Here is a 13,671-nt window from a genome sequence, read left to right as displayed (position 1 = left end):
TTTTACCTGAAGGAGCGCTTTCCGTCGCGACGGATTTCGCGGAGAAGCTCCGCTCCCAAGAGATGAAGTGCCTCTCGCCGTCAGACCTCCAGTTCGGCCTGCAGGGCGGCGCGCACGCAGTGCAGCACGCCCAGCGGCACGCGGCCTTCGAACAGCTCGACGATGGCGCTCACCGGCGGCAGTTCGCCGTCTTCGTCGAGGAAGGCATCCTGCACTTCACCGAGCAATTCTTCGGGCAGGTCCAGCGCCTGCTCCAGGGTCAGCTGCTGGCGGCCGATGGCTTCGGCCAGCAGGCTGTAGACGTTCTTCTCGCTGCAATCGAGCTGGCGGGCGATCTGCGCGGGGGTCATGCCGGCGCGCGCCAGGGTCACCAGTTCGTGGCGCAGGTCGGTGACCGGCGCCGGCGTGTCCGGTGCCTTGTCGGACTCGGTGAGCACATCGAGGAAGGCCTGGCCGTAGCGCTCCAGCTTGCGCGCGCCGACGCCGCTGACCTGGGCCATCGCGGTGAGCGTGGTGGGCTGGCTGCGCAGCATTTCCAGCAGGGTGGCGTCGGGGAAGATGACGTAGGGCGGCACCGAGTGTTCTTCGGCCAGCTTGCGCCGCAGGGTGCGCAGGGCTTCCCACATCTCGCGTTCTTCCTGGCGCACCAGTTGGCTGGCCGGGCTGGCGCCGCCGGAGGACGACGACTTGCTGCGCTGCGGCTTGGGATCGCGGCGCAGCGCCAGCGTCTCTTCGCCGCGCAGCAGCGGACGGCAGGCTTCGGTCAGGCGCAGGCCGTTGAAGCCGTCGACATCCACGTCGGCAAAACCACGGGCGACCAGCTGGCGGAACAGCGTGCGCCACTCCTCCTCGCCACGGGACTTGCCGATACCGAACACCGCCAGGTGCTGATGACCGACGCTGCGCACCTTCTCGGTGTCCTTGCCCAGCAGCACGTCCACCAGGTGGCCGACGCCGTAGCGCTGGCCGCTGCGGTAGATGGCCGACAGCGCCTGGCGCGCGGGCTCGGTGGCGTCCCAGGTTTCCACGCCGTCGACGCAGATGTCGCAGTGACCGCAGGGGTTGGGCATCACTTCGTCGAAGTAGGCCAGCAGCGCCTGGCGGCGGCAGCGGGTTTCCTCGCACAGCGCCAGCATCGCTTCGAGCTTGTGCCGCTCGACGCGCTTGTGGCGCTCGTCGCCCTCGGAGTTCTGCATCATCTGCCGCAGCAGCAACACATCCTGCAGGCCGTAGGCCATCCAGGCGTCGGCGGGCAGGCCGTCACGGCCGGCGCGGCCGGTTTCCTGATAGTACGCCTCCAGGCTCTTGGGCAGGTCCAGGTGCGCGACGAAGCGCACGTTGGGCTTGTCGATGCCCATGCCGAAGGCGATGGTAGCGACCATGATCAGCCCTTCCTCGTTGAGGAAGCGCTTCTGGTGATACGCCCGCAGGTCGTTGGACAGGCCGGCGTGGTACGGCAGCGCCGGGAAGCCCTGGTTGGAGAGAAACTCGGCGACCTCCTCGACCTTCTTGCGCGACATGCAGTAGACGATACCGGCATCGCCCCGCCGCTCGGCGAGGAAGCCCAGGAGCTGCTTGCGCGGCTGCTCCTTGGGCACGATGCGGTAGAAGATGTTCGGCCGGTCGAAGCTGGAGAGGAACTGCTCGGCGTTCTGCAGGTGCAGGCGCTGGATCATCTCCTCGCGGGTGCGCATGTCCGCCGTGGCGGTCAGGGCGATGCGCGGCACGTCCGGGAACAGCTCGGCGAGCTGGCCCAGCTGCAGGTATTCGGGACGGAAGTCGTGGCCCCACTGCGACACGCAGTGCGCCTCGTCGATGGCGAACAGGCCGATCTGCAGGCGCTGCAGGAACGCCAGCATGCGCGGCTGCACCAGGCGCTCCGGCGCCAGGTAGAGCAGCTTGATCTCGCCGCGCAGCAGGCGGTCGGCGATCTCGCGCTGGGCGTCGGGGCTGAGCGAGGAGTTCAGCGCCGCCACCGGCACGCCGAGTTCGTCCAGCGTGGCGACCTGGTCTTCCATCAGCGCGATCAGCGGCGAGACCACCACCGTCAGGCCGTCGCGCAGCAGCGCCGGAACCTGGAAGCACAGCGATTTGCCGCCGCCGGTGGGCATCAGCACCAGGGCATCGCCGCCGCTGGCCACGCGCTCGATGATCCGCGCCTGATTGCCACGGAAGGCGTCGTAACCGAAAACGTCTTTGAGGATGCGCTGGGCCTGGTCGAGCATGGGGGACTCCGAATGAAGCCGGGCATTATACGCAAGCCATCCGTCCACGACCGGCACCTTGTCCGGGAAACTGCGGAAAAATCCGTCACATGCGTCCGAAGCCCGCGTCAGTGCGGGCCGCGCGGGCATTTCGCTTTTGCCGCGAGGCCCCGGAACGACTACAATCTGGGGCCGATCACCTCCGAGGTAGTACCCGATGTCCTTCGCCGACCAATTGTCCCGCCTGCAAGCCTTTCTCGATGCCGATGACCTGCACGAGGAAGCCTTGGACTACGTGGCGGCACACGGCTACCTGACCGCCCTGGCGATCTGCCCGGAGGAAGTGCCGGACCGCGAGTGGATCGACGCCCTGTTCGCCGAGCCGCCGCACTACCGCAGCGACGAGGAGCGCGCCGAGATCGAGGGCACCCTGGTCCAGCTCAAGGCGCACATCACCCGCCTGCTCGCCAGCGACGAGGAACTGGAACTGCCGTGCGAGCCCTACCTGGGCGACGAGCCGGACGATTCTGACATCCGCGGCTGGTGCATCGGCTTCATGGAAGGCGTATTCCTGCGTGAAGCGGTGTGGTTCGAGCAGGCCGAGGAAGAGGTCAGCGAGCTGCTGCTGCCGATCATGGTCGGTTCCGGCCTGTTCGACGAACAACCCGAGTTCGACGAAATCGCCCGCGACCGCCAACTGGTCGACGACATGGTCGCGCAGATCCCGGAACTTCTGACCAACCTGTTCCTGCTGTGCCAGGCCCCGGAAGAGAAGCCGGCCCTGCTGAAACCCCGCACCCATTGACCCGACGCCGGAGCCGCGCCCTGCGGCTCCGGATGCGATCGCGCACACCGATGTCACGGCAAATCCGCCAGAGCCGCCACGCCTGGGTTCGCTACTGCCTGCTGGGCGTGGGCTGGCTCAGCGTGGCGCTGGGCGTGATCGGCATCTTCCTGCCGGTGCTGCCCACCACGCCCTTCCTCCTGCTCGCCGCCGCCTGCTTCATGCGCAGCTCCCAGCGCTTCTACGACTGGCTGGTGAACCACCCGAAGCTCGGCCCCTGGATCCGCGACTACCTCGATGGAGAAGGCATCCCGCTCAAGGGCAAGGTCTACGCCATCGGCCTGATGTGGAGCAGCATCGCCCTCTCCTGCTATCTGGTACAGCGCCCCTGGGCCTGGGGCTTCATGCTGACCAGCGCAACGCTGGTGACGATCTATCTGCTCCGGGTCAAGACGCGGCGGCTGGACTAGGCCGCCGCAGCCCACGCTCACTGGCAATGCGCCAGCGCAACTTTCCACGGACCGCCTAGACTCCATTCATCCCACATGGAGCGCTGGCGATGCAGCCAACCGGAGGAGCCCTTAGGCTGTTCGCCAGCCCGTTGCGTCTGCGGGCTGGCGGGCTGCTGTTCGCCCTCCTCGCGCTCACCGCCGGCGCAGCCTGGAATTTCGACACCATCCTGCAGAACGCCCAGCAGCGCTACGGCGACCTGGGCACCGCCAAGACACGCCTGCAGTCCTGGGGCCGGCTGATCGATGACAGCCAGAACCTCGACGAAGCCGCCAAGCTCAAGGCGGTGAATGCCTTCTTCAACGGCGCCCTGGTGTTCACCGACGACCGTACCGTCTGGCACCAGGAGGACTACTGGGCCACGCCCGTGGAATCCCTCTACAAGGGTGCCGGCGACTGCGAGGACTACTCCATCGCCAAGTACGTCACCCTGCGCCGCCTCGGGGTCGACAGCGACAAGCTGCGCATCACCTACGTCAAGGCACTGGTGCAGAACCAGGCGCACATGGTGCTCACCTATTACCCCACCCCCACTGCCGACCCGCTGGTGCTGGACAACCTGATCCCGCAGATCAGGCCCGCCTCCCAGCGCAAGGACCTCCTGCCCGTCTACGCCTTCAACGCCGAGGGGCTGTGGTTGCCCGGCCCCGGCGGCGGCAAGCGCACCGGCGACAGCAAGAAGCTGTCGCGCTGGCAGGACCTGTTGACCAAGATGCGCGCCGAGGGCCTGGACCTCGACGAGACGCGATAGGAGAACCCGGCATGTCATTGCTCAAGCAACTGTTCCTGGCGATCTGCCTGTTCCTGGTGGTGGCCTTCGCCGGCAGCTTCGTCACCAGCCTGGAGAGCTCCCGCGAGCAATTGATCAGCCAGTTGCGCTCCCATGCCCAGGATGCCGCCACCGCGCTGGGCCTGTCGCTGACACCGCACGTGGACGACCCGGCGATGATCGAGCTGATGGTCAGTTCGATCTTCGACTCCGGTTACTTCGCCACCATCCGCGTGGTCAGCATTCCCGACGGCAAGGTCATCGTCGAACGGGACGCCGACACCCAGTCCGAACAGGTACCGCACTGGTTCGCCAGCCTGGTGAATCTCAAGGCACAAGGGGGCGATGCGCTGATCATGCGCGGCTGGGAACAAGCCGCGCGGGTCGAAGTGGTCAGCCATCCACAGTTCGCCCTGGCCAAGCTGTGGGACAGCGCGCTGGGCAGCCTGGCCTGGCTGCTGCTGTGCGGATTGATCAGCGCCATCCTCGGCGGCTGGCTGCTGCGCACCCAGTTGAAGCCGCTGGACCAGATGGTGCAGCAGGCCCAGGCCATCACCCGCCGCGAATTCCTCACCCTGCCCAAGGAGCCGCGCACCCCGGAACTCAAGCGCGTGGTGCAGGCGATGAACCAGATGGTCGACAAGCTCAAGGCGCTGTTCGCCGAGGAAGCCTCGCGCAGCGAGAAGCTGCGCGAAGAGGCCTACCAGGACAGTCTCTCGGGCCTGGCCAACCGCCGCCTGTTCGATGCGCGCCTGGATGCGCAGCTCTCGCCCAGCGAGCAGAACACCGCCGGCTACCTGCTGCTGCTGCGCCTGAACGACCTGGCCGGGCTCAACCAGCGCCTGGGCGGACAGCGCACCGACGCGCTGATCCGCGACGTCGCCGAATTGCTGGAACGCACCCGCCAGCACCACGGCACCCCGGACTGGCTGGCCGCGCGCAGCCGCGGTGGCGAATTCACCCTGCTCGCCCCAGGCCTGGACAGCGCCAGCGCCGAGCAACTGGCGGACGAGCTAAGCGCCGCCCTGGAAAACCTGCGCGGTACCGGCGCCAGCGACTGTATGCCGGTGGCGCACCTGGGCCTGTCGGCCTTCCGCCCCGGCGAATCCTCGGCCAGCGTCCTGTCCCGCGCCGACCAGGCACTGGCCCAGTCGCAGTCCTCGCCGGACCGTCCCTGGCAGCGCCTGGACAGCTCCGGCAGCCAGCCGGCGCAGGACTCCCACGCCTGGCGCGACTGGCTCGACGACGCCCTGCAGAAAGGCAAGCTGCAACTCTGGTTCCAGCCCGTGCGCGCCTGCGCCGAAAGCGGCGATCTGTTGCACCAGAAGGTCCTTGCGCGCCTGCTCGATCCGCAGGGCGAGGCCGTGGCCGCTGGCCAGTTCCTGCCCTGGATCGAACGCTTCGGCTGGTCCGCGCGCTTCGACCTGGCGATGCTCGAACACGCCCTCGCCCACCTCGCCCAGCAGCCGGCGCCGCTGGCGCTGTCGCTCTCGGCGGAAACCGTGCGCGGCGCCGCGCCGTTGCGCCAGCTGTTCGACGTCCTTCGCGCCCATCCGGAGGAAGCCCGGCTGATGACCCTGGAAGTGGACGAACGCTACCTGCCGCCGCCGGCGGAGCTGGAGAAGCTCAGCCAGTCCGTGCAGGAAGTCGGCTGCAAGCTCGGCCTGCAACACTTCGGCGGTCGTTTCAGCCTGATCGGCAACCTCACCCGCCTGGGCCTGGCCTACCTGAAGATCGACGGCAGCTACATCCGCGCCATCGACCAGGACAACGACAAGCGCCTGTTCATCGAGGCGGTGTTCCGCGCGGCCAACAGCATCGACCTGCCGCTGATCGCGGAGATGGTGGAGAGCGACGGGGAATTGAAGGTGTTGCGGGAGATGGGGATTGCCGGGGCCATGGGCCGGCTCATCGGGGCGCCGCGGCCGTCGCAGAAGAATGGGGCGTAAGAGCGGACTTTGTCCGCGATGCTTGGGGTTGGACATTTCTGCGCCGCTTCGGCGTGTGCTGAGAGATTTTGTTTCGCCCCCTCGGGCGACCTACTTTGCCAAACGACGGATGGCCGCCCCACGCAAAGTAGGCAAAAGTCTCTGCGCCATCATCCGGGTCCCGCTTCGCGGGACTGATTCGCTACGCTCACCCTTCGGGCCAGCCTTCGGCTGTTACTTCGCTGCGCTTCGTTTCCCTCGCTCCATCGAAGTGTCAGGGGCACGCGTCGACGGGCCATCCATGGCCCAACGACGCTCTCGCGGCATCCATGCCGCTCAACCCCTGAAACTCCGATTCCACTCGGCCTCCTGAAGGGGCGCTTGGAGTGCGTGGGTGTTTCTCTGGAAACCCTCAAAGCGCAAGCCAGAGCAATGAGTAAAACTCCCGTAGGAGCGGACCTTGTCCACAAAATCCATCGCGACGAAATCCGCTCTAACAGGGATACGCCTGGGTATGTCGCCGACCTGTAGGAGCGAGCTTGCTCGCGAACCGCCCAACACCGATGCGGCCGGGAAATCTGTTTGCGAGCAAGAACCAGGCGTCCCCCTCACCCCTTCTTCTTCGCGTACGCCGCCTCCAGCGCATCGTTGATGGTCTTGAGTACCTTCACCCGGGCGAAGCGCTTGTCGTTGGCCTCCACCAGCGTCCAGGGCGCGATTTCGGTGCTGGTGCGATCGACCATGTCGCCCACCGCGTCCACGTAGAGATCCCACTTGTCGCGGTTGCGCCAGTCTTCCTCGGTGATCTTGAAGCGCTTGAACGGAATCGACTCGCGCTCCTTGAAGCGCTCCAGCTGGGTCTCCTGGTCGATGGACAGCCAGAACTTCACCAGCACGATGCCGTAGTTGGCCAACTGCTCCTCGAAGTCGTTGATCTCCGCGTAGGCGCGCAACCAGTCGGCATCCGAGGCGAAGCCCTCGACCCGCTCCACCAGTACGCGGCCATACCAGGAGCGGTCGAAGATGGTGAACTGCCGGCGCGCCGGCATGTGCCGCCAGAAGCGCCACAGGTACGGCTGCGCGCGTTCCTCCTCGGTGGGCGCGGCGATCGGCACGATGTGATACTGCCGCGGGTCCAGCGCATCGGTCACGCGACGGATGGCACCGCCCTTGCCGGCGGCGTCGTTGCCTTCGAACACGGCGATCAGCGAATGGCTGCGGAAACGCTTGTCGCGCATCAGCGTGGCCAGTCGTGCCTGTTCCTTCGCCATCTGCTCCTTGTACTGGTCCTTGTCCAGCGCCAGGGTCAGGTCGAGCGCGCCGAGCAGCCCCTTGTTGTCCAGGCTGGAAACCAGAGGGGCGGCATGGGGGTGCGGCGTCGGGCGGCCCTCGCGCTTGAGCGCGGCCTGCAGGCCCTCGAGCAGAGTGCGGCCAACCGTCAGGCTGCGGTAACGCTCATCGGCGCCCTCGACCACATACCAGGGCGCGTAGTCACGGCTGGTGCGGCGCAGCACGCGCTCGCCATAACGCACGAACTTGTCGTAGACCTCGCTCTGCTTCCAGTCCAGGTCGCTGAGCTGCCAGCTGCGCTGCGGATCGTTCTCCAGCGTCTTGAGGCGCTCCTTGAGCTGCTTCTTGGACAGGTGGAACCAGAACTTGAAGATCAGCGCGCCTTCGTCGGAGTACATGCGCTCGAAGCGTTCGGCATCGCCGATCAGGCCATCGAGCTGGCTGTCCTTGATTTCCCCGGTCACCCGTGCATAGAGCATCTGGCTGTACCAGTTGCCGAAGAAGATGCCGATGCGCCCCTTGGGCGGCAGCTTGCGCCAGAAGCGCCACTGCGGCGGACGGGAGAGTTCCTCGTCGGTGGGCAGGACGAAACTCTCGACCTGGATCAGGCGCGGGTCCATCCACTCGTTGAGCAGCTTCACCGTCTCGCCCTTGCCGGCCCCCTCGATGCCATTGATCAGGATGAGCACCGGGAAGCGCGCCTGCTGCTTGAGCTCATACTGTGCCTCGAGCAGAGCCTCGCGCAGGACGGCGACTTCCTTCTCGTAGGTTTCCTTGTCGATGGAATGGCCGATCTCGGCGGATTCGAACATGCACCTCTCCTTGTTTCCGAATGCCGTAAAAGGTAGCGGATGTGGCGGCAGCACTGCTGAGATTTTGTCGTGACGGTGATCTCCCGCGGCAACTCGGCGCACATCGAAAGATCGCCAATCCCTGAGGTCCGCGCGACGGATCGGCTAAACTGCGCCTTTGCTTTCACCACGACCGACGCATGCTCCCTCCTCTCCCCAATGCCCACAACGCCCAGATCGACTGGGACGAGAATGGCCAGCCCACCTCTCGTGTCTATGGCGACGTGTACTTCTCCCGCGCCTCCGGTATCGAGGAGACACACCACGTGTTCATCGCCGGCAACCGCCTGCCCGAGCGCTTCGCCGCGCTGCCTGCCGGCGGGCGGCTGTGCATCGGCGAGACGGGCTTCGGCACCGGACTGAACTTCCTCTGCGCCTGGCAGCAGTTCGAAGCGCTGGCCCCGGCAGATGCGCGACTGCACTTCGTCAGCGTAGAGAAGTTCCCGGTGGCGCTGGACGACCTGCGCCGCGCCTTCGCCCTCTGGCCGCAGCTGGAACATCTGTCGGCGCAACTGCTGGCGCAGTATGTCGCGATCAACCCTGGCTTCCAGCGCTTCGTCTTCGCCGGTGGCCGCGTGGTGCTGACCCTGCTGGTGGGCGACGTGCTGGACATGCTGCCGGAGCTGGATGCGCGGATCGACGCCTGGTTCCTCGACGGCTTCTCGCCGTCGAAGAACCCGGAGATGTGGAACGACGCACTGTACGCCCAGCTCGCCAGACTCTCGGCGCCGGGCGCGACCCTGGCCACCTTCACCAGCGCCGGGTTCGTCCGCCGTGGGCTGGGCGCCGCCGGCTTCAAGATCCGCCGCACCCTGGGCTTCGGCAAGAAATGGGAGATGTCCCAGGGCGAATACATCGGCGAGGAACCACCGGCCGCCAAGCCCTGGTACGCCCGCCCCGCGCGCCGCTCCCCCCGGGGCGGCGTGGGCCCGCGCGAGGCGCTGGTGATCGGCGGTGGCATGGCCGGTTGCGCCAGCGCCGCGAGCCTGGCAGCGCGCGGCTGGCAGGTGACGCTGATCGAACGCCACGGCGCCCTGGCCGAAGAGGCCTCGGGCAACCCGCAGGGCGTGCTCTACCTCAAGCTGTCGGCCCACGGCACCGCGCTGTCGCGCCTGATCGTCAGTGGTTTCGGCCACACCCGGCGGCTGATCGAAGGCTTGCAGAACGGCGAGGACTGGTCGGACTGCGGCGTGCTGCAGCTCGGCTTCGACGACGCCGAGGCACAGCGCCAGGCGCAGTTGGCCGGGGCCTTCCCGGACTCGCTGCTGCGCCTGCTGGACAAGGCCGAAGCCGAGAGCCTGGCCGGCATCGAGCTGCCCGCCGGCGGCCTGTTCTTCCCCGAGGGCGGCTGGGTGCACCCGCCGGCGCTGTGCCGGCATCTGGCGCAGCATCCGAATATCCGCGTCGTGACCGGCGAGGAGGTCCGCCTGCAGCGCGATGCCGACGGCTGGAGCGCCTGGAGCGATGACGACAAGCTCGCCAGCGCGCCGGTCGCCATCCTGGCCACCGCCGCTGAAGTGCGCCGTTTCGAGGGCGCGCAGGGCCTGCCGATGAAGCGCATCCGCGGGCAGATCACCCGCCTGCCGGTCACCACCGACAGCGCGGCGCTGAGCACCGTGGTCTGCGCCGAAGGCTACGTCGCGCCACCACGCCGTGGCGAACACACCCTCGGCGCCAGTTTCGAATTCAAGCGTGACGATACCGAGCCTTCGCTGGAAGAACACCTGAGCAACCTCGACCTGCTGGCGGAGATATCCACAGACCTGAGCGAACGCATGCGCGTAGCCCAGCTCGACCCGGCGACCCTGCAGGGCCGCGCGGCCTTCCGTTGCACCACTCCGGACTACCTGCCGCTGGTGGGCCCGCTGGCCGACCGCGACGCCTTCGCGGCGGCCTATGCGGTGCTCGGCAAGGACGCACGCCAGGTGCCGGAAACGCCCTGTCCCTGGCTCGACGGCCTGTACCTGAACAGCGCCCACGGCTCGCGCGGGCTGGTCACCGCGCCGCTGTCCGGCGAACTGCTGGCAGCCTGGCTGGAGGACGAACCGCTGCCGCTGCCCCGCGCCGTGGCCGAGGCCTGCCACCCCAATCGTTTCTTCCTGCGCGAAGTCGTGCGCGGGCAGAAGACTTCCTGATCGCCGGCGCGGACGGATCGCGCCCCACTTCCAGAGCGGACCACCGACATGGATGCATTACTGCTGGAATCCTCGGCCATCGGCCTGATCCTCGGCCTGCTGCTCGGCCTGACCGGCGCCGGCGGCTCACTGGTGGCGCTGCCGCTGCTGCTCAGCCTGCACCTGCCGCTGCACGACGCCATCGGCGTCAGCCTCGGCGCGGTGGCGCTGTCGGCGGCAATCGGCGCGGTGCCCCGGGCGCACCAGGGCCAGGTGGCCTGGCGGCCGCTGTTCTGGTTGGTGATCACCGGCTGGCCGGGCAACGCCATCGGCCAGTGGCTGGGAAAGTTCGTGCCGGACGCCTGGCTGATCGTCGGCTTCTGCCTGCTGGTGCTGTGGTCCGCCTGGCGCATGTGGCAAGGCTCGCGCCAGGAAAGGGTGTGCAGCCAGGCAACCCGCAACGGGCCGCTGCTCGGCGTGGGGCTGGCGGTGGGTTTGCTCTCGGGCCTGATGGGTGTGGGCGGCGGCTTCCTGATCGTACCGGGACTGCTGTGGTTCACCCCGCTGTCGATGCTGGCGGCAACTGCGACGTCGATGGCGGTGATCGCGCTGGTCTCCGGCGGCGGCTTCCTGCTCTACCTGAGCCATGCCCAGCCGCCCCTGCCGCTGCTGGCCTGCCTCGCGGCGGGCGGTGCGCTCGGCGTGCTGGCCGGCAATCGCCTGGCAGCGCGCCTGGGCGGCGCGACCCTGCAGCGCCTGTTCGCCCTGATGCTGGTGGCGGTCAGCCTGTCGCTGGCCGCGCAGAAACTGCTGGGGTCCTAGCTCTCTTCCTCTTCCACGCCCGCCGCTGCGGGCGTCTCGAACAGCTCGGCGGCCCGCAGCAGCCCGGCGAGAATGGTGTGCTGCTCCCACTCCGGCAGCCCGGCGAAACGCTCCAGGGCGTGCTCGGGCAGCAGTTCCGGCCCGTCGCGCAGCGCCTCATGCCCGGCGTCGTTGAGGCTCAGCCATTGCTTGCGGCGGTCGTCGGGATCGCGCCGGCGCGTCAGCAGCCGCTGGCTTTCCAGGCGCGCCAGGGCGCCCGACAGCGATGACTGGGACAGCGCGACCTGCCCGGCCAACTGACCAGCGGTAATTTCCCCCTCCAGCGCCACCACCTGCAGGATCAGCAGTTGCAGCGGCGTCAACTCGCCTTCACGCCCCAGGCTCTTGGAGTGCACGTCAGCCGCCTGCTGGAGGCGACGCAGCGCCTGCAGCATCGACAGGGCGTGGGCGTTGCGCGTCGAAGATTTGCCATCAGCCATCATCGTTCACCTGCGCCTTCGAACTTTCCTCAATGAAATCAAATAGAACTCTCATCCAATCGGACGGTCCTCCCCTATGGCCCCCTTGAGGGGCCACCCACTCATCCCCAACGGAGAACCGGTAAGGACATGTGCGGAATAGCAGGAGAACTTCGCTTCGATAAACAGGCCGCCGATCTCGCCGCGGTCGAACGCATCACCCACCACCTCGCCCCGCGGGGCCCCGATGCCTGGGGCTTCCACAGCGAAGGGCCACTGGCCCTGGGGCACCGGCGCCTGAAAATCATGGACCTGGCCGAAGCTTCCGGCCAACCGATGATCGACCCGACGCTGGGCCTGTCGCTGGTGTTCAACGGCGCAATCTACAACTACCCCGAGTTACGCGGGGAGCTGGAAGCCCTCGGCTACCACTTTTTTTCCGGTGGCGACACCGAAGTACTTCTAAAGGGATACCACGCCTGGGGTGAGGAACTATTGCCACGCCTCAATGGCATGTTTGCCTTTGCCATCTGGGAACGCGACAAACGGCGCCTGTTCATCGCCCGCGACCGCCTCGGCATCAAGCCGCTGTACCTGTCGCGAACCGGCAAGCGCCTGCGTTTCGCCTCCAGCCTGCCAGCGCTGCTCAAGGGTGGCGACATCGATCCGGCACTGGACCCGGTGGCGCTCAACCACTACCTGAACTTCCACGCCGTGGTGCCCGCACCGCGCACCCTGCTGGCCGAGGTGAGCAAGTTGCCGCCGGCCACCTGGATGAGCATCGATGCCGAAGGCCACGCCGAGCGCCAGCGCTGGTGGAACCTGGACTACGGCCCCCTGCCCGATGAGCGGGAACTGACCCTGGAGGACTGGGAAGACCGCCTGCTGAACAGCCTGCGCGACGCGGTCAGCGTGCGCCAGCGCGCCGCCCGCGAAGTGGGCGTGCTGCTCTCCGGCGGGGTCGATTCGAGCCTGCTGGTCGGGCTGCTGCATGAAGCCGGGGTGGACGACCTGCTGACCTTCTCCATCGGCTTCGAGGATGCCGGCGGCGAGCGCGGCGACGAGTTCCAGTACTCGGACCTGATCGCCAGGCACTACGGCACCCGCCATCACCAGTTGCGCATCGCCGAGCAGGAGGTGATCGAGCAACTGCCGGCGGCCTTCCAGGCCATGAGCGAGCCGATGGTCAGCCACGACTGCATCGCCTTCTACCTGCTCTCCCGCGAGGTATCCAGGCACTGCAAGGTGGTGCAGAGCGGCCAGGGCGCCGACGAGCTGTTCGCCGGCTACCACTGGTACCCGAAGGTGGCCGGCGCTGCCGACCCGCTGCAGGCCTACCGCACCGCGTTCTTCGACCGCAGCCACGGCGAGTACCTGGAGACCGTGCGCGAAGCCTTGCGGGTGGAGGACGTGGCCGGCGAGTTCGTCCGCGAACACTTCGCCCGGGCCGGCGCCGACGACCCGGTGGACAAGGCCCTGCGCCTGGACAGCACCATCATGCTGGTCGACGACCCGGTCAAGCGGGTCGACAACATGACCATGGCCTGGGGCCTGGAAGCCCGCGTGCCGTTCCTCGACTACCGGGTGGCGGAGCTGTCGGCGCGCATCCCGTCGCGCTTCAAGCTCGGCGATGGCGGCAAGCAGGTGCTCAAGGCCGCTGCGCGCCGTGTCATCCCCGGCGAAGTCATCGATCGCCCCAAAGGGTACTTCCCGGTGCCCGGCCTCAAGCACCTGCAAGGCAACACCCGCGCCTGGGTCAGCGAACTGCTGCTGGACCCGAGCCAGGATCGCGGCCTGTTCGAGACGGCGATGTTCGACCGCCTGCTCAGCAATCCGTCGACCGACCTCACGCCGCTGCGGGGCTCCAAGCTCTGGCAACTGGCCGCGCTCAATCTCTGGCTGACCGAACAAGGTTTGTGAAGCCCAGGACGAATGCTTTTC

The 13,671-nt window shown here is 67.4% G+C and carries 10 protein-coding genes; 7 read left to right on the top strand and 3 right to left on the bottom strand.

The window, feature by feature from the left end:
* Nucleotides 1–80 precede the first annotated feature (80 nt).
* The gene (gene recQ, locus ACAW63_RS13045; RefSeq protein ID WP_371234161.1) at nt 81–2,225 is read right to left on the bottom strand and encodes a DNA helicase RecQ; all 2,145 of its coding nucleotides are present in this window, start codon (nt 2,223–2,225) and stop codon (nt 81–83) included.
* A gap of 196 nt (nt 2,226–2,421) precedes the next feature.
* Between recQ and ACAW63_RS13040 the strand changes: the two genes are divergently transcribed.
* The 4 genes from ACAW63_RS13040 to lapD all read left to right on the top strand — a co-directional run bounded on the left by ACAW63_RS13040 (nt 2,422) and on the right by lapD (nt 6,216).
* Entirely contained in the window at nt 2,422–3,009 is a 588-nt protein-coding gene (locus tag ACAW63_RS13040; RefSeq protein ID WP_275608067.1) for a YecA family protein, read from the top strand.
* A 50-nt stretch (nt 3,010–3,059) separates the two neighbouring features.
* A complete protein-coding gene (locus tag ACAW63_RS13035; RefSeq protein WP_371234159.1) occupies nt 3,060–3,458 on the top strand; it encodes a YbaN family protein in 399 nt (132 codons plus the stop codon).
* Nucleotides 3,459–3,547: 89 nt separating this feature from the next.
* Entirely contained in the window at nt 3,548–4,249 is a 702-nt protein-coding gene (lapG, locus tag ACAW63_RS13030) for a cysteine protease LapG (RefSeq protein WP_275608069.1), read from the top strand.
* Between the two features lie 11 nt (nt 4,250–4,260).
* Entirely contained in the window at nt 4,261–6,216 is a 1,956-nt protein-coding gene (gene lapD / locus ACAW63_RS13025; protein ID WP_371234156.1) for a cyclic di-GMP receptor LapD, read from the top strand.
* Between the two features lie 587 nt (nt 6,217–6,803).
* Here the strand turns inward: lapD and pap are convergent.
* Entirely contained in the window at nt 6,804–8,297 is a 1,494-nt protein-coding gene (gene pap / locus ACAW63_RS13020) for a polyphosphate:AMP phosphotransferase (protein ID WP_371234154.1), read from the bottom strand.
* Between the two features lie 179 nt (nt 8,298–8,476).
* Between pap and mnmC the strand changes: the two genes are divergently transcribed.
* Entirely contained in the window at nt 8,477–10,471 is a 1,995-nt protein-coding gene (gene mnmC, locus ACAW63_RS13015) for a bifunctional tRNA (5-methylaminomethyl-2-thiouridine)(34)-methyltransferase MnmD/FAD-dependent 5-carboxymethylaminomethyl-2-thiouridine(34) oxidoreductase MnmC (RefSeq protein ID WP_371234152.1), read from the top strand.
* A 48-nt stretch (nt 10,472–10,519) separates the two neighbouring features.
* A complete protein-coding gene (locus ACAW63_RS13010; RefSeq protein ID WP_371234150.1) occupies nt 10,520–11,272 on the top strand; it encodes a sulfite exporter TauE/SafE family protein in 753 nt (250 codons plus the stop codon).
* On the opposite strand, the gene ACAW63_RS13005 is transcribed toward ACAW63_RS13010, so the two are convergent.
* Entirely contained in the window at nt 11,269–11,751 is a 483-nt protein-coding gene (locus tag ACAW63_RS13005) for a MarR family winged helix-turn-helix transcriptional regulator (protein ID WP_371234148.1), read from the bottom strand. The genes ACAW63_RS13010 and ACAW63_RS13005 overlap by 4 nt on opposite strands.
* Nucleotides 11,752–11,880: 129 nt before the next feature.
* Between ACAW63_RS13005 and ACAW63_RS13000 the strand changes: the two genes are divergently transcribed.
* Nucleotides 11,881–13,650 carry an N-acetylglutaminylglutamine amidotransferase gene (locus ACAW63_RS13000; protein WP_371234146.1) on the top strand — a complete coding sequence of 590 codons (1,770 nt, stop codon included), beginning with the start codon at nt 11,881–11,883 and terminating at the stop codon, nt 13,648–13,650.
* Nucleotides 13,651–13,671: the final 21 nt, after the last annotated feature.

The organism is Pseudomonas sp. QE6 (assembly GCF_041379005.1).
Classification (GTDB): domain Bacteria; phylum Pseudomonadota; class Gammaproteobacteria; order Pseudomonadales; family Pseudomonadaceae; genus Pseudomonas.
This window is presented reverse-complemented; position numbering and strand designations above follow the sequence as displayed.